15 protein-coding genes and 1 pseudogene are annotated in these 17977 nt (G+C 46.7%); 9 read left to right on the forward strand and 7 right to left on the reverse strand.

Annotated features, from left to right (window positions below; genetic code table 11):
* Positions 1-11 precede the first annotated feature (11 nt).
* The 3 genes from ppdK (at position 12) to ACZ424_RS04990 (ending at position 4490) form a co-directional block, all read left to right on the forward strand.
* A complete protein-coding gene (gene ppdK / locus ACZ424_RS04980; protein WP_464903886.1) occupies positions 12-2699 on the forward strand; it encodes a pyruvate, phosphate dikinase in 2688 nt (895 codons plus the stop codon).
* A 93-nt stretch (positions 2700-2792) separates the two neighbouring features.
* The gene (locus ACZ424_RS04985; protein ID WP_464903887.1) at positions 2793-3713 is read left to right on the forward strand and encodes a DsbA family protein; all 921 of its coding nucleotides are present in this window, start codon (positions 2793-2795) and stop codon (positions 3711-3713) included.
* Complete coding sequence (locus ACZ424_RS04990) at positions 3714-4490, forward strand: metal ABC transporter ATP-binding protein (RefSeq protein ID WP_464903888.1); 777 nt, start codon at positions 3714-3716, stop codon at positions 4488-4490.
* 120 nt (positions 4491-4610) lie between these two features.
* Here ACZ424_RS04990 and ACZ424_RS04995 read toward each other — a convergent pair whose 3' ends face one another.
* Positions 4611-5861 (reverse strand): glutamate-5-semialdehyde dehydrogenase, encoded by a 1251-nt coding sequence (locus ACZ424_RS04995; protein WP_464903889.1) that lies wholly within the window; start codon positions 5859-5861, stop codon positions 4611-4613.
* A gap of 58 nt (positions 5862-5919) precedes the next feature.
* Between ACZ424_RS04995 and ACZ424_RS05000 the strand changes: the two genes are divergently transcribed.
* The 6 genes and pseudogenes from ACZ424_RS05000 to ACZ424_RS05025 all read left to right on the forward strand — a co-directional run bounded on the left by ACZ424_RS05000 (position 5920) and on the right by ACZ424_RS05025 (position 10265).
* Positions 5920-6657 carry a YiaD family glycine zipper/OmpA-like lipoprotein gene (locus ACZ424_RS05000; protein ID WP_464903890.1) on the forward strand — a complete coding sequence of 246 codons (738 nt, stop codon included), beginning with the start codon at positions 5920-5922 and terminating at the stop codon, positions 6655-6657.
* 37 nt (positions 6658-6694) lie between these two features.
* Positions 6695-8023, forward strand: coding sequence for a tRNA (N6-isopentenyl adenosine(37)-C2)-methylthiotransferase MiaB (gene miaB / locus ACZ424_RS05005; RefSeq protein WP_464903891.1), 1329 nt, complete (start codon positions 6695-6697; stop codon positions 8021-8023).
* Positions 8024-8107: 84 nt separating this feature from the next.
* Positions 8108-8581, forward strand: a complete 474-nt coding sequence (locus ACZ424_RS05010; protein ID WP_464903892.1) for a bifunctional nuclease family protein — start codon at positions 8108-8110, stop codon at positions 8579-8581.
* Between the two features lie 29 nt (positions 8582-8610).
* Positions 8611-8856: pseudogene (locus ACZ424_RS05015) on the forward strand (thiamine-binding protein).
* Entirely contained in the window at positions 8856-9710 is an 855-nt protein-coding gene (locus ACZ424_RS05020; RefSeq protein WP_464903893.1) for a tRNA (5-methylaminomethyl-2-thiouridine)(34)-methyltransferase MnmD, read from the forward strand. Before ACZ424_RS05015 ends, ACZ424_RS05020 begins: the two are co-directional and overlap by 1 nt.
* Positions 9711-9758: 48 nt before the next feature.
* Complete coding sequence (locus ACZ424_RS05025) at positions 9759-10265, forward strand: BCAM0308 family protein (protein ID WP_464903894.1); 507 nt, start codon at positions 9759-9761, stop codon at positions 10263-10265.
* Between the two features lie 51 nt (positions 10266-10316).
* Here ACZ424_RS05025 and atpE read toward each other — a convergent pair whose 3' ends face one another.
* From atpE to rpoC, 6 genes are all read right to left on the reverse strand, one after another.
* Complete coding sequence (gene atpE / locus ACZ424_RS05030) at positions 10317-10661, reverse strand: ATP synthase F0 subunit C (RefSeq protein ID WP_142934125.1); 345 nt, start codon at positions 10659-10661, stop codon at positions 10317-10319.
* Between the two features lie 24 nt (positions 10662-10685).
* Entirely contained in the window at positions 10686-11357 is a 672-nt protein-coding gene (gene atpB, locus ACZ424_RS05035; RefSeq protein ID WP_464903895.1) for a F0F1 ATP synthase subunit A, read from the reverse strand.
* On the reverse strand, positions 11342-11725 hold the full coding sequence (locus ACZ424_RS05040) for a hypothetical protein (RefSeq protein ID WP_464903896.1): 384 nt from the start codon (positions 11723-11725) through the stop codon (positions 11342-11344). Before ACZ424_RS05040 ends, atpB begins: the two co-directional genes overlap by 16 nt.
* Complete coding sequence (locus ACZ424_RS05045; RefSeq protein ID WP_464903897.1) at positions 11722-11931, reverse strand: AtpZ/AtpI family protein; 210 nt, start codon at positions 11929-11931, stop codon at positions 11722-11724. Before ACZ424_RS05045 ends, ACZ424_RS05040 begins: the two co-directional genes overlap by 4 nt.
* Before the next feature lie 171 nt (positions 11932-12102).
* Positions 12103-13404, reverse strand: coding sequence for a glutamate-1-semialdehyde 2,1-aminomutase (gene hemL / locus ACZ424_RS05050; RefSeq protein ID WP_464903898.1), 1302 nt, complete (start codon positions 13402-13404; stop codon positions 12103-12105).
* A gap of 89 nt (positions 13405-13493) precedes the next feature.
* The gene (gene rpoC / locus ACZ424_RS05055) at positions 13494-17939 is read right to left on the reverse strand and encodes a DNA-directed RNA polymerase subunit beta' (RefSeq protein WP_464903899.1); all 4446 of its coding nucleotides are present in this window, start codon (positions 17937-17939) and stop codon (positions 13494-13496) included.
* Between the last annotated feature and the right edge of the window lie 38 nt (positions 17940-17977).

Raw genomic sequence — 17977 nt, forward strand, 5'->3', positions numbered from 1 at the left:
GGGGCGCGGAAATGCCTAAAAAAATGGTCTACTACTTCGGCGGTGGAAAGGCCGAAGGAAGTGCCGAAATGAAAATGCTTTTAGGTGGTAAAGGGGCAAACCTTGCCGAGATGACCAACTTAGGACTTCCCGTTCCACCGGGAATCACAATAACAACAGAAGTGTGCAGAGAGTATTTTGAGGAGGGACAGAAGTTCCCAGAGGGGATGTGGGAACAGGTTCTTGAAGGGCTCCAGAAAGTTGAAAAGGAGATGGGTAAGAAGTTTGGAGACAGGAAAAATCCTCTCCTCGTTTCCGTTAGGTCTGGAGCTCCAGTTTCAATGCCGGGAATGATGGACACAATTCTAAACCTCGGCCTTAACGACGAAACCGTTCAGGGGCTTGCAGAATCTACTGGAAACGAAAGGTTCGCTTGGGACTCCTACCGCCGCTTTATCCAGATGTTCGGAAACGTCGTAATGGGAATTCCCCACGATAAGTTTGAAAAAATCCTTGAAGAGAAGAAAAAAGAAGTAGGAGCGAAGCAGGACGTTGATCTAACAGCTGAAGACCTGAAAGACATAGTTAAACGATACAAAGAGCTCGTTAAGAAGGAAACCGGAAGAGAATTTCCCCAAGACCCATACGAACAGCTCAAGATGGCAATTAAGGCCGTCTTTGACTCCTGGAACAACCCCAGGGCTATTAAGTACCGTGAAATCAACAAGATACCTGAAGACTACGGAACGGCCGTAAACATCGTTGCAATGGTCTTTGGAAACATGGGAGATACATCCGGAACGGGAGTTGCCTTCACGAGAAACCCGTCAACGGGAGAAAACATCTTCTACGGAGAGTACCTGAAGAACGCCCAAGGCGAGGACGTAGTTGCAGGAATTAGAACTCCCCAACCACTAACAAAAGCTCAGAAGACAAGTGAAAACCAGATCTCGTTAGAGGAAGAGTTTCCAGAGGTCTATAAGCAGCTCCTTGAAGTAAGGGACATCCTTGAGAAGCACTACAGGGATATGCAGGACATTGAGTTTACAATAGAGAACGGAAGACTTTGGATGCTCCAGACAAGGGCTGGAAAGAGAACTGCAAGGGCTGCAGTAAAAATTGCCGTCGACATGGTTAAGGAAGGGTTGATTACAAAAGAAGAAGCCATTTTAAGGGTTGACCCTACGCTCATAAACCAGCTCCTCCACCCGATGCTTGACGAGGAAGATAGGAAAAAAGCAATAGCAGAGGGAAGGCTTATAGCAAAAGGTCTTCCAGCAGCTCCGGGAGCAGTTAGCGGTAAGGTTGTCTTTAATGCCGACGAGGCCGTTGAGATGGCCGAGAAGGGAGAAAAGGTCATTTTAGTTCGCCACGAGACGTCTCCTGAGGACATCCACGGAATGCACGCAGCAGAAGGGATTCTTACCGCAAGGGGTGGAATGACCTCCCACGCTGCAGTCGTTGCAAGGGGAATGGGTAAAACCTGTATCGTTGGAGCAGAGTCTATCCACGTTGACTATGACAAAGAAGAGTTCAGAGTCGGAGACGTCGTCGTTAAAAAGGGAGACGTTATAACGATAGACGGATCAACGGGAGAAGTTTTCCACGGAGAGCTTAAAACAATCCCTGCCCAGATCTCCGGAGAGTTTGAAGAGCTTATGAAGTGGGCAGACGAGATCAGAGACCTTCAGGTAAGAGTCAACGCCGACACCCCAGAGGACGCAAAACAGGGAAGGGAGTTTGGAGCCGAAGGTATAGGTCTGTGTAGAACTGAACACATGTTCTTCAAGGAAGACAGAATTCCTGTAGTTAGGGAAATGATTCTCGCAAAGACTGAAGAGGAGAGGGAGAGAGCTCTCTCAAAACTCCTCCCGATGCAGAGGGAAGACTTCATCGCCATTTTTGAGGTTATGAACGGCCTTCCCGTTAACAAAAGGCTCCTTGACCCGCCTCTCCACGAGTTCCTGCCGAGAACAGAAGAGGAGTTTGAGAGGACTGCCAAGGAGATGGGACTTCCGGTTGAGGAACTGAAGAAGAGGGCTGAGGAGCTCCACGAAGTAAACCCGATGTTAGGTTTAAGGGGTTCAAGGCTCGGAATTGCCTACCCCGAGATATACAGAATGCAGGTTAGGGCAATCCTTGAGGCTGCCTGCATCTGTAAGAAGAACGGAATTAACGTTCTCCCTGAGATAATGCTCCCATTGATTGCAGACGACAGGGAGCTTATGAAACTGAAAGAGCTTATAGACGACGTTGCAGCTAAGGTCTTCTTAGAGCAAGGAACAGAGGTCGAATACCAAGTTGGAACTATGGTTGAAGTTCCAAGAGCAGCTCTCATAGCCGACCAGCTTGCCCGCTACGCCCAGTACTTCTCCTTCGGAACAAACGACCTTACACAGATGACCTTCGGCCTTTCAAGGGACGACGCCGGAAAGTTTATCGGAAAGTACATTGACGAGGGAATCCTAAAAGGTGATCCGTTTATGCACATAGACGAGAACGGAGTCGGAAGGCTCATAAAGCTTGCCATTGAAAAAGGTAATTCCGTAAGACCCAACATGAAGACAGGAATCTGCGGAGAGCACGGAGGAGACCCTAGGTCTATCAACTTCTTCCAAAAAGTTGGAGTTAAATACGTAAGCCCTTCTCCTTTCAGGGTTCCGATAGCAAGGCTCGCCGCAGCTCAAGCCAAGATTAGACAGAAGAGGGGAGAACTCTAAACCTAAATTAAAGCTTACAAATCGGGGGGCTGCGCCCCCTTTTCTTTTTTTTGAGACTAAAATAAAAACTGAATTAAAGAAAGGGAGGCAACAGTGAAATTGCTCCTATCCGCACTCCTGATAGCGCTGCTGGCTTCAGGGTGTTCTCAGGCAAAACTTGAAAAAGTTGAAGTTCAGAAACAGTCAACTCAAAAAAACAAAACAGAAGAATCGGAAAAGGTGATAAGAACTCTCCTTAAACCTTTATCTGTTCGCGGAGTAGAAGTTAAAAGCATAAAACCTACCTCTGAAGTGCAAGTTCCGGGATTTAAAACGTTTGAAGTTGACCTTATAGACAACAACAACCACAGGGAGTTAAAAAGGTATATCTTCGTCAACACGGAAGATAACTACATCGCTCTCCAGATATTTAAGTATTCCGTTAAAGGAGATAAAGTTATTCTAAAGCCCCTTAAGCCCAAAAACGCAGAAAAGCCCTTAAAAGTTGACATCTCTTTCCTAAAACAGATAGACAAAGAGTTAACAGAGGCCAACATTCCTTATATTGTAGGAAAAGGCGAGAAAAAGATCTACATCGTTTGGGACGTTTTCTGTCCGTTCTGTTATAGTCACTTTAACCAAGTTGAGGAGATAGCTAAAAAGAATAACATTGAAATTCACATGATACCTTTGGCCGTTCACGGAGAGGACTCCCTTAAAGGGCTCGTCTACTATACAAAGATTGCAAGAGAGAAGGGAACGGTAGGAGCTCTTAAGGAGCTCTACGGTATGGGAAACGGTGACTTTATGAAGTATGAAGAGGAACTCAAAAGTAAGCTCAAGAACCAGAAAGAAATTTCTCCAGATCAGGAGAAGATCATAAAAACCCTTAAAGACGTAGAAATGAAGCTCGTAAAGAACGGAGTAAGGGCAACTCCTACACTCATTTACGCACCACCTGGAGAGAATAAAGGAAAGATCCACGTAGGGTTTATGCCTATAGACAAGTTCATACAAGATAAGAAAAGCAACTAAATGGAAGGAATTACTTTAAAAGAGCTAAGTTTAGGCTATAGGAAACCTCTCATATCTTCCCTTTCTGTTCACATGTCAGAAGGGGAGTTTTGGGTTATTGTTGGTCCAAACGGAGCCGGGAAGAGCACATTGATAAAAACGATATTAGGAATAGTTCCACCACTTTCAGGAAAAGTATTCATACACGGGAAAGACTGCACCTACAGCTGTGATGAAAGGCGTTTTTTGAGCTACGTTCCACAGATGGAGAACTACTCCCACTCGTTTCCTGCAACGGCCTTAGATGTTGTTCTTTCAGGCCTATTTCCAAGGCTTAAGAGGTTTGAGAAAATAGGAAGGGAGAAAATAGAAAAAGCCCTCCGATGGATGGAGGAGCTCCACCTCAAAGACGTTGCCGACAGGCCTTTCAGCAAACTCTCAGGGGGACAGCAGAGGAAAGTTCTCATAGCGAGAGCTCTCATCAGTGACCCCCACTACATCTTTTTAGACGAGCCGACAACGGGAGTAGATTTAAGGAGCTCCCGTAAAATCTTGGAACTCTTAGATAGACTCCACAAGGAAAAAGGCTTCGGTATTTGTATGGTAACTCACGACCTCAACTTCGTCTGGAAGTATGTAGACAAAGTTATCCTGATAGGATACAACGGTAAATACTTTATAGGCAGGAAAGAGGAGATACTGAGCGAGGATCTCCTCTCAGAAATCTACGAGGTGCAGGTAAAAGTAGTTCTTACAGATTTCGGCCCCGTCTTTTTGGTTGGGGATAAACACATTTAACTCCTTTTTCTCCTGAGGAGCTCCCTAATTTTCAAGAAAACAAAAAACACAGTCCAAGCAATAGTAACAACGAAGAAGAACCAGAAAAAAACAGTTCCTATCTCAGGTTTATTTATCAACTTACTCCCTTATCTGACCGTTTCCGAAGATTATGTATTTTGGAATTGTTAAGTCCTCAAGTCCCATTGGCCCTCTTACGTGAACCTTGTCGGTTGAGATTCCCATCTCTGCACCTAAGCCAAAGACATTTCCGTCTGTGAACCTGGTTGAGGCATTGACGTATACGGCTGCTGAGTCAACCCTATTCAGGAACTTCATTGCGTTCGTGTAGTTTTCAGTAACAATTGCGTCGCTATGGTGGGAACCGTAGGTATTTATATGGTCTATGGCCTCGTCTAAAGAGTCAACAACCTTTACAGCTAAAATGAGGTCTAAATACTCTGCATACCAGTCCTCTTCCGCTGCAGGCTTTACGTAGTCTGGATCGTAGCTTCTGGTTCTCTCGTCTCCTCTGAGTTCTACTTTTGCCTTCTTAAAGAGCTCTATCATTGTCGGAAGGAATGCGTCGGCAATTTTACTGTGAACTAACATCGTCTCCATTGCGTTGCAAACTCCGGGTCTTTGAACTTTCGCATTGAAACAGATGTTCCAAGCCTTTTCAAGGTCTGCAAACTCGTCAACGAAAACGTGGCAAACTCCCTTGTAGTGCTTAATTACAGGCATTCTGGCGTTTTCTGCAACGAACCTTATGAGCCCCTCTCCGCCCCTCGGAATAACAACGTCTACATACTCGTCAAGCTGAAGGAGCTCTTTAACTGCAGACCTATCTGTAGTGTCTATAAACTGGATGGCTTCCGCCGGGAAACCCTCTGAAGCAGCAGCCTCTTTCAGTATGTTCACCAAAACTCTGTTTGAGTTTATTGCCTCTGACCCTCCCTTCAGGATAACTGAGTTGGAGCTCTTTATACAGAGTGAACCGGCCTCAACCGTAACGTTGGGACGGGACTCGTAGATAATAGCAACAACTCCAAGGGGAACCCTCATCTTCCCAATCTTCAGGCCGTTAGGCCTCGTCCACATCTTTACAACTTCTCCAACAGGGTCGTTGAGGTTTGCAACGTCCTTTAGAACCTGAACCATTCCAGCAATTCTCTTTTCGTTTAGAAGGAGTCTATCAAGCATCGCCTTAGATAGCCCTTTTTCCTCTCCGGCAATCAAGTCTTTCCTATTTTCTTCCTGAATCAGCTCTCTCTTCTCCTCTATAAGCTGGGCAGCCTTTAAGAGGGTTCTGTTTTTTACCTCTGTTGAGATATCAATAAGGCTGTAGCTCACCTCTTTTGCACGTTTTGCAACTTGTTTAACGTTAAACATTAGATTCCCTCCTGTGTAAGGTTTAAATTGAAAGTAATAAAGTTTTTAGGGGGATACGATGAGAAAAATTTTAGCATTGACGCTTACGGGAAGTCTCGTCTTAGGAGGATGCGCAACTACCCAGCAGGGCGCTCAAACTACTCCTAACAAAACGGCAACGGGAGCTGCAATAGGAGCTGTCGTCGGAGGAGTTGCAGGAGCTGTAACTGGCCCTAAACACCACAAGGGTAAAAGAATTCTTATAGGTGCAGCGGCGGGAGCTCTCATAGGCGGAACCATAGGCTACATATTAGACCAACAGGCAAGCTCCTTAGCAAAAGACGTTGGCGTTCAGCCGATAGACAACACAAACCCCGAAGTAAAACCCCAAGAGCCACCAATCTCTAATGAGAAACCTGTAGCTGTAGTGAAAGAGCCCGAAAAGGTTAAACTGATAATGAAAGATTCTGTTCTGTTTGACTTTAACAGCTACCATTTAAAACCTGAAGCTAAGGATATGCTGAAAAGAGTCGCCCAAACCCTCAACCAGAACCCAAACACTGTAATACTCGTAGTTGGCTACACAGACAGTACCGGAAATTTTGACTACAACGTAAAACTATCAGAGAAGAGAGCAGAGGCCGTTAAGAACGAGCTCGTCTTAAACGGAGTTGACCCAACGAGAATCCTCACGTTCGGCTGCGGTCCCAAACACCCGATAGCTCCAAACAACACCCCTGAGGGGAGAGCTCTCAACAGAAGGGTAGAAATCCTGGTCTATCCAAAGGGAGTAACGATACCTAACCCCTGTGATTAAAACTATATTTCTCCTTAAACCTGCTAAAAGGAGAAGTATGGAAAAGAGGTACTTCATAAAGACCTTTGGCTGCCAGATGAACGTTAACGACTCTGAGAAGATGGCCGGCCTTCTTGAGGATATGGGCTACAAAAAAGCTGAATCTCCCGAGGAGGCCGACATAATCATAGTCAACACCTGCTCCGTTAGGGCAAAGCCGGATAACAAGGCCTACTCTTTTATAGGAAACCTGAAGAGAGTCAAGAAGAAGAGACCTGAAACCGTCGTTGCAGTTGCAGGCTGCGTTCCACAGAAAGAGAAAGACCAAATCTTAAGGTTCGGCCACGTTGACCTCGTTTTCGGAACGTTTAACTTCGTCAAACTTCCCCAGCTCCTTGAGAGAGTAAAAAGAGAAGGAAGAGTAGTTGAGATACTGAACTCAAAAATTCCCGAGGAAGAGAGAATCCCACTGATAGAGAGCTCCCCTGAAAACCCATTCGTTGCCTACGTTACAGTTCAGAGGGGCTGTAACAGGTTCTGCACCTACTGTATCGTTCCCTTTACGAGGGGCAGGGAAAGGAGCGTTAAGCCGGAGCTGGTTTTAGAGGAAGTAAAGAGGCTCTCAGAGAGGGGCGTAAAGGAAGTCCACCTCTTAGGGCAGAACGTCGACTTCTACTCCTACTGCAGAACAGACCTTGCAGACCTTCTCTATAAGGTTTCGGAAGTTCCGGGAATAGAGAGGGTAAGGTTTACAACTTCCCATCCGGCAGGTTTCAACGAGAAAATAGCAAGGGCAATCAGGGACATAGACAAGGTCTGCCCCTACGTTCACCTTCCGCCTCAGAGTGGCTCAAACAGAATCTTAGAGAGAATGAACAGGGGCTACACCAGAGAGGAGTACATTGAAAAAGTCAAGATGCTGAAAGAGTTGGTTCCAGAGGTCGCCCTTTCCGGAGACTTTATAGTCGGCTTTCCCGGAGAGACGGAGAAGGACTTTGAGGATACCCTCTCCCTTGTTGAAGAGTGCGTCTTTGACCAAGGGTTTGTCTTTGAATACTCCCCGAGGCCGTTTACAAAAGCTGCCACTTTTGAAGACGACGTTCCCAAGGAGGAAAAAAACAGGCGCCTCACGGAACTCCAAAACCTTATTAAACGCCAAGCAGAGGAAAAAAACAGGGAAAGAGTAGGGAAAATTGAAGAAGTTCTCATAGAGGGTTTCAGCCCTAAAGGAACGGAGCTCTACGGAAGAACTAAAGACAACAAACCTGTTGCCGTTGAAGGGGAAGAGGAGTTAATAGGGAAGATAGTAAAGGTTGAGATAACTGGGAGCTCCCCATTCTTCTTAAAGGGTAAACCGGCTTTAGAAGAGGTTAAGGTTGGAGGTTAAGGAGGTTTTTAAGTCGTTCCCGGCGGATTTAGTCTTTAGAGCTCATTTTAGATAAAGCTACAACTTTGGGTAGAGGAGAGAGCCATGGTTGAAGTCTCTGTAATCGGCATTGCCCAGGACAGGTATACCGGAATGCCGATAATCATCTTAGGAAACGAGCAAGAGAGGTTTGCAGTTCCCATCTGGGTCGGGAACTGGGAAGCAGAACTCCTTGAGACAGAGCTCCTGGGAGCAGTTCCACCGAGACCTTTTCCCTACGACCTTATAAGGGAGCTCCTTTCAATTTTCGGCGGAGAAGTTGAGAGGGTGGTAATCAACGACTTTGACAAGGGAATCTACTTTGCCGTCATTGAGGTTAGAAGAGCCGACGGAGAAGTCCTAAGGGTAGACTCAAGGCCAAGTGACGCAATCAACCTTGCAGTAAGGGTCAACGCTCCCATCTACGTTAAGAAAGAGGTCATAGAGAAGGCCTCTGTAATTCCGCTGGACGAGTGTGAAGGGGACGAATGTCAAGAACAGTGGGAGAGGTTAATTAGGGAGCTCTTCGGAGGCGAGTAGTGGCCGTAATGGAGATAGTCGTTATCCCGATGGGAACGGGAAAGCCGGGTGTAAGCGAGTTCGTTGCCGAGTGCGTAAAAGTTTTAGAAGAGATGGGGTTAAATACCAGCTAACGGCGATGGGAACGATTGTTGAGGGTAGTTTAAAAGAGGATGCACAGAGTTCCGTTTGAGATGGGAGCTCCCCGGGTAGTCACCTCAATCAAGATAGACGAGAGGGTTGACAAGGAACTCCACATAGAAGAGAAGGTAAAGGACGTAAAAGAAAAGCTCTAATGGTTAAAGAGGTAAAGACCGAAGACGGCTCTCTGACGCTCTTTTCCGAAAGGTTCAAAGAGCCATACCATTCTGTAACTGCCGGAGCCTTTACCGAGGCCGTTGAGAAGTTTTGTAAACCCTGCCGAATAAGAGAAAAGGCTAAAGAAGGAAAGGTTAACCTTTTAGACATCTGCTTCGGACTAGGATATAACACAGTTGCGTTCATAAACGAAGCCCTCTCTGAAAACCCGAAAGCCCACCTGAAGATTGTCTCATTTGAGTTTGATATCTCGGTAATTGAGAAGTCTCTCAAACTTGACTGGAAAGAGTTTAACAGGTGGAAGTGGGTTTTAAGAGGAGCTCTCAAAAACAGAAACTGCGAAAAAGACGTTTTAGTCCTCTCAACAGAAACGCCACAAATTCAGCTGAAGGTCTACATAACTGAGGGGCGGGATTTCCTGAAAAAGTTCTCCTGTAAGTATGAAAACTTTGCAGATGCAGTTTTCCAAGACCCTTTCTCTCCAAAAGTGAACCCGGAGCTCTGGACTTACGAGTTCTTCAAAGAGATAAGAAAAATGACCAAAGAGACGGGAATCCTTGCCACCTACTCAACGTCAACGGCGGTGCGGAGAGCTCTCCACATGGCCGGCTTCGGAGTAAAAGAGGGAGTAGCAGTAGGAAGAAAATCCCGTTCAACCGTAGCTTCGCCATTCTTTAAAACAGAAGAAAACTTGACTGAAAAGTTCAAACTCCCAACGTCTGTTCCCCTTAGAGACCTGCACCTCTCAGAGCCTCCAGATCTCATAAAGTCCAGAAGGGAAGGCTGTATAAAACTCCTCTCCCGTTCCCTACCTCTGGAAATTATCTACTGATCGGGACTAATTTAGGATTAGGAAACAAAAAAACGTGAGGAGGGTAGAATGGGAAACAGGTACGTTCCGGCCGGCAGGAAAGAGTACACGTGGGAGAGCGATAACCCCTACTACGAAAAGAGAAAGTATCTGGAACCGACAGTCTGTGAAGAGTGTAGAGCCGTATTTAAAGACGGCCGTTGGCAGTGGCCTGAGCAGCTTCCTGAACCTATCCCAGAAAACGCAAACAGGTCACTTTGCCCTGCCTGTAGGAGGAAGAGGGACAGGTACCCTGGAGGGTTTGTCTATCTAAGCGGAAAGTTCTTTGAAGAGCACAGGGAAGAAATCCTTAACAGGATAAAGAACGTAGTAGACGAGGTTATGTCACAAAGGCCTCTTCAGAGAATCCTCTGGATAGAGGAAAAAGAGGACGGGAAAACGGAGATAGCAACAACAAGCGAACACCTTGCCCGCCACATCGGAGAGGCAGTTAACAAGGCTTACAAGGGAGATTTTAAGGTCAAGTATAACGAAGGAGAAAAGTTGGCAAGGGTTTTCTGGCACAGAGACCACTAAAATAAAAAGCCCCCGCAGGTGCGGGGGCAGCCTCACTTCCCAACCAAGGAATTAGCCAGCAAGTGGGTTAGCGTAGAGGAGAATTAGAGCAATGACAAGACCGTAAATGGCAAGTGCTTCAATAATAGCAAGACCGATAAACATTGTTGTAGTGAGCTTACCGGCCATCTGTGGGTTCCTTGCCATTCCTTCACAAGCACCTCTTACGGCCTGACCCTGTCCGGCACCGGCACCACCGGCAGCAGGTCCGATGGCAAGGCCTGCTCCGATTGCTGAAAGGCCGAGGATAAGAGCCTTACCAGACTCAGCTCCTCCCTCACCTGCAAGAGCCGGGAGAGCTCCTACAACCATGAGGAAGAGCGTAAAGAGGATGCTCTTGAGATAACTCTTTTTCATCAGATACCTCCCTTCCTGTTTCTATTAATAACCTACGTGTTCTTCCTCGTGCTCCTCAATTGCCGTAGCAATGTAAACAACCGTTAATATACAGAAGATAAAGGTCTGAAGAAAGCTGTTTGCAAAGACGATAAACTCACCTGCTACAGGAACTAAGAAAGGTATGAGCATAAGGAGAACTACAACTACCATCTCGTCGCCGAACATGTTACCGAACAGACGGAAGGAGAGAGAGAGAATCCTTGAAAGGTGAGAAACAACCTCAATGGGGAACATTAAAGGAGCCATCCAGGGAATCGGCCCTGCAAAGTGTTTAATGTAGTTAATGAAACCGTGTTTCTTAATACCTTCGTAGTTGTAGACGAGGAATGAGATGATTGCAAGGGCAAGGGTAGTGTTAAGGTTTGCCGTCGGCTGAGCAAGTCCGGGGATAAGACCCATCAGGTTGCCGACGAGGATGAATACGGCAAGCCCTGCAATAAGGGGAAAGAATTTCCTTCCGTAGCTTCCCATCGCATCTTCAAGGGTATAGACGATGAAGGAAGTAAGGGCTTCAAAGATATACTGCACTCTATCGGGGAACCTATTCAGGTTCTTCCCAAGAATGTAGGCAAAAGTAAGGACAACGGCCATCTCAAGCCAAGTCATTGTAACGTGGTCGGGAATTCCCACAATCTTGATTACGCTTCCTTCCATTTCCTCCACTCCTTACGGTGAACTACAACGGAGATAAACAGCCCTAATTGGCTCAGCGTGACCGCCGAAATTATAGCAAAGAAGTCTAAACGAGTAAACAGACTTAAACCAACAAGGATAAGAAGAATAGAGAGGTATCGCCAGAAGAATCCGGGCTTTGGAAGGTAACCTGCAAGGACTTGCTGAGGAAGGCGTTTGGAGAACTTTACAAGTAAGTAGTAATCAAAAGCCATAGTGAGATAGCCGATGAAGAAAGAGAAGGTAAAAAGGGAGAGTCCTTTCAGGAGTAAAGATGCAAGAAGACCTGTGACAAAACAGAGGAGTTCCACCAAAACAAACGTCCTAACAAAACTTTCAAACTCTCTCATCGGGATATCTTCTTCAGCTCCCTGTAAACGTTTTTAAAACCGGCAGCCAAACCTATGAAGAACCAAAAGATTGTCAACCATGGGAAGGTATGGAACTTCTTATCAAGCCAGTAGCCTATGGCTAAACCGATAAAGATGGCGAGGGCGAACTGCACCCCCACCATCATGTAAGACGTTCTCTCTATATAGTCTTTAAGCTTTCCCACTTCTCTCCCTACATGACATAAAGGCTAAAAAAGCGCTACAGCTAAAAAGGTCATTCCTGCTTTGGAAACATTCAGCTCCTCGTGAACAAAAGGCTGAATAAAAGCAACCTGCAACTCCTAAACCTAACAGCTGTTTACCGAACTCGTAAAAGGCTCTGTTCCAATTCATCGTCAAAGAATTTCCTTTACTTCTCTAAAAGCAACCTCTGCGGCTCTTACTGTTTTCTTAATGTCCTCGTCTGTGTGGGCGGTTGACATAAAGGCAACCTCAAACTGGGACGGAGCCAAATAGACTCCCTGCTCTAACATCTTCCTGAAGAACTTTGCGTAGGCTTCTGTGTTTGAGGTAAGGGCGTCCTTGTAGTTCTTAACATCAACGGGAGTAAAGTAGACGATGGAGATACTCTCTATTTGCTTGAAGCAGAGTTTCTCGTAAATTCCGGCAGACTTTGCAGCCTCTTTAAGGCCTTCTGAGAGCTTCTCTGTCTTCTTCCTTAGCTCTTCGTAGACGCCAGGCTTTTGGAGCTCCCTCAACGTCCTAATCCCTGCAACCATTGCAAGGGGGTTCCCGGATAGGGTTCCTGCTTGGTAAACGGGTCCTTCAGGGGCAAGGTAGTCCATTATCTCTGCCTTCCCTCCAAATGCCCCAACCGGAAGGCCTCCTCCAATTATCTTCCCAAAGCAGGAAAGGTCTGGAGTAACTCCAAAGTACTCCTGAGCTCCACCTAAGGAGAGTCTGAAGCCTGTTATAACTTCGTCAAATATCAGAACTATTCCTCTCTCTGCCGTGAGCTCCCTGACCTTCTCAAGGAAGCCAGGCTCAGGAATTATCAGTCCGGCGTTTGCCATAACCGGTTCCATAATAACGGCGGCAACGTCGTCTCCAACTTCGTCAACCACTTTTTTAAGGGCATCAATGTTGTTGAAGGGAACGGTAATCGTATGTTTTGCAAAGTCTTCGGGAATTCCGGGGCTTGTGGGAACCCCAAAGGTTGTAAGTCCGGAGCCAGCCTTAACCAAAAGGGCATCAACGTGGCCGTGGTAACCTCCTTCAAACTTTATGACCTTGTTCCTTCCCGTATACCCCCTTGCAAGCCTTATTGCAGACATCGTAGCCTCTGTTCCAGAGTTGACCATCCTCACCTTCTCAACGGAAGGAACAAGCTCAAAGATCATTTTTGCTAACTCTACCTCTAACTCGGTGGGAGCTCCGTAACTGGTTCCCTTCTCTGCCTGTTCCTTTATACCCTCAACGACAGACGGGTGGGCGTGACCTAAAATCATAGGCCCCCAAGAGCAGACGTAGTCTATATACTCATTTCCATCAACATCCCAAATGTGGGAACCTTTTGCTTTTGCTATAAACCTGGGAACGTCTCCGACGGACTTGAAAGCCCTAACGGGACTGTTTACTCCTCCCGGTATGTACTTCTTTGCCTCCTCAAAGAGAGCTCTTGAACGCTCAACCTTCATTTTCTACCTCCTTCCCTATTCTCGGCTAATAGTATCAAAAAAAAAGCCCCGCTCGGGGCGGGGCTTAAGGTTGTTAGTATTTAAGTTTACTACTCTTGAGCTTCTCCTGTCTTTTCACAGTAGTCCCAGGTTACCTTCCTGTACTCTTTCCTTCCCGTTCCAGCAGGAATTAACCTACCGATGATCACGTTCTCCTTAAGTCCCCTCAAGTAGTCTCTCTTACCTGCGATTGCAGCCTCAGAGAGAACCCTTGTGGTCTCCTGGAAGGAGGCTGCAGAGATGAAAGAGTCTGTTGAGAGGGCAGCCTTTGTGATACCTGTAAGAACAGGCTTAGCCTTAGGTGGTTTCTTACCTTCCTTAAAGAGCTGTTCCCTTACTCTCTCAAACTCGTGCCTGTCAACAATCTCCTCAACAAGATAGTTGGAGTCTCCGGAGTCTTCAATCCTAACCTTAGAGAGCATTTTCCTGATGATTACCTCAAAATGCTTGTCATTGATGTCAACGCCCTGTGCACGGTAAACAGACTGGATCTCGTCAAGGAGGAACCTTGCAACCGCCCTCTCACCTAAGATATTGAGAATGTCGTGTGGGTTAAGCTGTCCATCTGTAAGAGGCTCTCCAGCCCTAACAAAGTCACCGGTTCTTACGTAGATGTATTTACCTTTTGGAACTTCATACTCCCTCTTAACACCAGTTTCCGGGTCAACGATGGTAATGAGTATCTTGTTCTTCTCGGTCTCCACGTAAACCTTTCCGCTTATCTCTGCAAGTATTGCCGTATCCTTTGGCCTCCTCGCCTCAAAGAGCTCGGCAACTCTCGGCAGACCACCTGTAATATCCTTTGTTCCTCCAATTCTCCTGGGAAGCCTTGCAAGCTGGTCTCCAACCTTAACTTTTTGCCCCTCTTCAACCATTATACGAGCACCAACGGGAAGCGGGTAAAAGTCAACAACGTTCCCTTCGTTGTCAAGGAGCTCTATCGTAGGCTCGTACGGAAGCGTCCTATACTCAAGTATAACCGGCTCAGTTTCAGAAACCGTTACACCTGGAATAATGTCTTTATACTTTACAGTTCCGCCTCTGAGGGCAAGAATCGGAATAGCGTGGGGATCCCACTCTGCAAGGATCTGCCCTTTCTGAACCTTGTCTCCATCTTTAACCCTAAGAACAGCAGCGTACGGAATATCATAGCGCTCAAGGTGTTTTCCGCTCTCCTCGTCAACTACGGCAATCTTTCCTGCCCTGTTGATTACGATAACCCTTCCCTCATCGTCCGTAATCGTGTTGACGTCAAATATCCTTACAACTCCATCGTGCTTAGCCCTATACTCAGAGGCCTCGGCACCCCGCATAGCAATACCACCGATGTGGAACGTTCTCATCGTAAGCTGTGTTCCCGGCTCTCCAATGGACTGGGCGGCAATGATACCGATGGCCTCTCCAAGCTGAACAGATCTCTGCCTTGCAAGGTCCCTACCGTAGCACTTAGCACAGACGCCAAAGGGAGCTTTACAGGTTAAGACGGAACGGATCTTAACCTTCTCTATTCCCAGATCTTCAATCCTCTGAGCAATCTCGTCGGAAATTTCTTCACTCTTCCTTACTAAAACCTCTCCAGTTACAGGGTCTATAACGTCCTCAGCTGCAACTCTACCGGCAATCCTCTTAGAGAGTGGAATTACCACCTCTCCGGCCTCTATGAGAGCAGAAACCTCTATTCCGTCCTCGCAGCCGCAGTCCTCCATCATAATGATGAGGTCTTGAGCAACGTCTGCAAGCCTACGAGTAAGGTAACCTGCATCTGCAGTTTTAAGAGCCGTATCTGCAAGACCTTTCCTTGCACCGTGGGTGGAAATGAAGTACTCAAGAACTGTAAGCCCTTCACGGAAGTTAGAGATAATCGGGGTCTCAATAATTTCACCGGAAGGCTTAGCCATAAGACCCCTCATACCGGCAAGCTGACGGATCTGTGTAACGTTACCACGGGCTCCAGACTGGAGCATCATGAATACCGGGTTGAACTTACCGTTATTTGGAATCCTTCCTCGAGCGTTGAGGTCGTGGTTCTCCATGTATTCCATCATGTCCCTTGTGAGCTGCTCTGTAACCCTCGTCCAGATGTCTACGATCTTGTTGTAGCGTTCATCCTTTGAAAGAAGACCCTTTCTGTAACCTTCCTCTATCTCGGCAACTTCTCTCTTGGCCTTCTCTATGAGTTCTTTTTTCGTAGGAGGTATGTGGAGGTCGTCAATTCCAATAGAAAGACCGCCGAGTGTAGCCTGAACGAAACCAGCCTCTTTTAGCCTGTCTAACATGTCTACGGTAACTTCGTTTCCAAGCCTCTTATGAACGTCTGAGATTAAAGCTGCAACTGCTTTCTTCGTCATTACTTTGTTGACGAACGGGTAGTTCTCAGGAAGGAGAGTATTGAACTTAACCCTTCCTACCGTCGTCTCTACTATCTCTTCTCTTCCGCTTTCTGTCTTGTTTGGAGGAAGCTTCACTTTAATACGGGCATGGAGGTCAACCTCTCTAAGGTCAAGGGCCTTTAGAACCTCATCTATAGATGAGAAGACCTTTCCTTCTCCCTTAGCCCCTTCCTTCTCAAGCGTCATGTAGAAGAGACCTAAAACCATATCCTGGGATGGAACTGCAAGGGGCTTTCCGTGGGCAGGTGAAAGGATGTTCTGGGTTGAGAGCATAAGTGTATAAGCCTCAAGCTGAGCCTCTAATGAGAGTGGAACGTGAACTGCCATCTGGTCACCGTCAAAGTCTGCGTTGAATGCAGGACAGACGAGAGGGTGGAGCTGTATCGCCTTACCTTCAACCAAAACCGGTTCAAAGGCCTGAATGGAAACCCTGTGGAGTGTTGGAGCTCTGTTTAAGAGGACAGGGTGTTCCTTAATTACCTCTTCAAGGCATTCCCAGACCTCTGGCTCCTGCCTTTCAACCATCTTCTTGGCCTGCTTCATCGTGTTGGCGTAGCCCTTCTCCTCAAGCCTCCTGTAAATAAACGGCTTAAAGAGCTCAAGTGCCATTATTTTGGGCAGTCCACACTGGTGCATCTTGAGTTCAGGACCGACAACGATAACGGCACGGCCGGAGTAGTCAACCCTCTTTCCAAGAAGGTTCTGCCTAAACCTACCCTGCTTACCCCTTAAAACGTCAGAGAGGGACTTAAGGGGATGACCTTTAGAAGACTTAACAGGCCTTCCGCGGCGGCCGTTGTCTATCAGAGTATCAACGGCCTCCTGGAGCATTCTCATCTCGTTTCTGATGATAATGTCCGGGGCATCCAACTCTATGAGTCTTTTCAGCCTGTTGTTCCTGTTTATTACTCTCCTGTAGAGGTCGTTGAGGTCTGAAGTTGCAAACCTTCCACCCTCAAGTGGAACCAGCGGACGGAGTTCCGGCGGAAGAACAGGAAGAACTTCAAGAACCATCCACTCAGGTCTGTTGTTTGAGTTGAGGAATCCCTCAACTATCTTGAGCCTTCTAACTAACTTCTTAAGCTTAGCCTCTGTCGTATCCTTCCTTGTAGCCCTTCTTATCTCCTCTTTAACAAGCTCTTTACTCTGAATCTTGCCCTGCTCAACTAAGAACTCAACATACCACTCAAGGGCTTTTCCGCCCTTCTCAACTTCAAGGTTAACCTTATCTTTAAGCTCTTTGTACTGTGAGTATTCAATTATCTGACCCTTTTCAAGCCCGGAGTCCCCAGGATCAGTAACCACAACCAAAACGTTCTTAACGATACCGATAATCGTATCTTCTGAAAGGCCTGTATAGTAAGAGAGGGTATCTACAGCCGCTTTGAATACGTTAGGTAGTTTCTTCTGAAGATCGGCATTGATTGAGGAGATCTCTCCGGAATACATCCTGATCTCTTCTCTTAAATCCTCTGCAAGCTCCTCAAGGTCTATGAGCTTCAAGGCCTCCCTAATACCTTCGGCACCGATACCTACTCTAAAAGCGTCTTCTCCATACTCCTCAACTAACTCTCTGTATTCCTCTTCAGTTAAAAGCTGGAACTGTTTAAGAACAGGTTTCCCTTTTTCTTCTTCCTTTTCAATTTCGCTCAGCTCTCCCGGGTCTAAAACGATGTAGCTCTCAAAGTAAACGACCCTCTCAACCTCACGGACGGAGAGCCCCAAGAGAGCTCCAATCTTACTTGGAACAGACTTCACGTACCAGATGTGGGTACAGGGAGCTGCAAGCTCTATGTGTCCAAAGCGTCTCCTTCTCTCTTTAGATAGGGTAACTTCAACTCCACACCTATCACAGACAACACCTGCATACTTTGAACCCCTATACTTCCCACAGAGGCACTCCCAGTCCCTGATAGGACCAAATATCCTTGCACAGAAAAGACCGTCCCTTTCCGGTTTAAGAGTTCTATAGTTAAGAGTCTCCGGAAGCTTAACCTCTCCGTAAGACCACGCTCTAATCTGCTCCGGAGACGCAAGTCCAATCTCAACGGCATCAAAGTCAAAGGTTTTAGGCTCTTCAGAGAAGATAATCTCTTTCTTGCTCACTACAGACTCCTCCTAAAGGGTTTAAAGAAAAGGGGCAA

The sequence above is a fragment of the Thermovibrio ruber genome, assembly GCF_055380895.1.

What these genes read in the sequence shown, in the direction of transcription:
- miaB (WP_464903891.1), top strand. Translation starts at nt 6,695, where the DNA reads ATGGAAAAGAGGTACTTCATAAAGACCTTTGGCTGCCAGATGAACGTT.
- ACZ424_RS04995 (WP_464903889.1), bottom strand. Translation starts at nt 5,861, where the DNA reads ATGTTTAACGTTAAACAAGTTGCAAAACGTGCAAAAGAGGTGAGCTAC.
- atpB (WP_464903895.1), bottom strand. Translation starts at nt 11,357, where the DNA reads ATGGAAGGAAGCGTAATCAAGATTGTGGGAATTCCCGACCACGTTACA.
- ACZ424_RS05025 (WP_464903894.1), top strand. Translation starts at nt 9,759, where the DNA reads ATGGGAAACAGGTACGTTCCGGCCGGCAGGAAAGAGTACACGTGGGAG.
- ACZ424_RS05020 (WP_464903893.1), top strand. Translation starts at nt 8,856, where the DNA reads ATGGTTAAAGAGGTAAAGACCGAAGACGGCTCTCTGACGCTCTTTTCC.
- ACZ424_RS05000 (WP_464903890.1), top strand. Translation starts at nt 5,920, where the DNA reads ATGAGAAAAATTTTAGCATTGACGCTTACGGGAAGTCTCGTCTTAGGA.
- ACZ424_RS05010 (WP_464903892.1), top strand. Translation starts at nt 8,108, where the DNA reads ATGGTTGAAGTCTCTGTAATCGGCATTGCCCAGGACAGGTATACCGGA.
- ACZ424_RS04990 (WP_464903888.1), top strand. Translation starts at nt 3,714, where the DNA reads ATGGAAGGAATTACTTTAAAAGAGCTAAGTTTAGGCTATAGGAAACCT.
- ACZ424_RS05040 (WP_464903896.1), bottom strand. Translation starts at nt 11,725, where the DNA reads ATGAGAGAGTTTGAAAGTTTTGTTAGGACGTTTGTTTTGGTGGAACTC.
- ppdK (WP_464903886.1), top strand. Translation starts at nt 12, where the DNA reads ATGCCTAAAAAAATGGTCTACTACTTCGGCGGTGGAAAGGCCGAAGGA.
- atpE (WP_142934125.1), bottom strand. Translation starts at nt 10,661, where the DNA reads ATGAAAAAGAGTTATCTCAAGAGCATCCTCTTTACGCTCTTCCTCATG.
- hemL (WP_464903898.1), bottom strand. Translation starts at nt 13,404, where the DNA reads ATGAAGGTTGAGCGTTCAAGAGCTCTCTTTGAGGAGGCAAAGAAGTAC.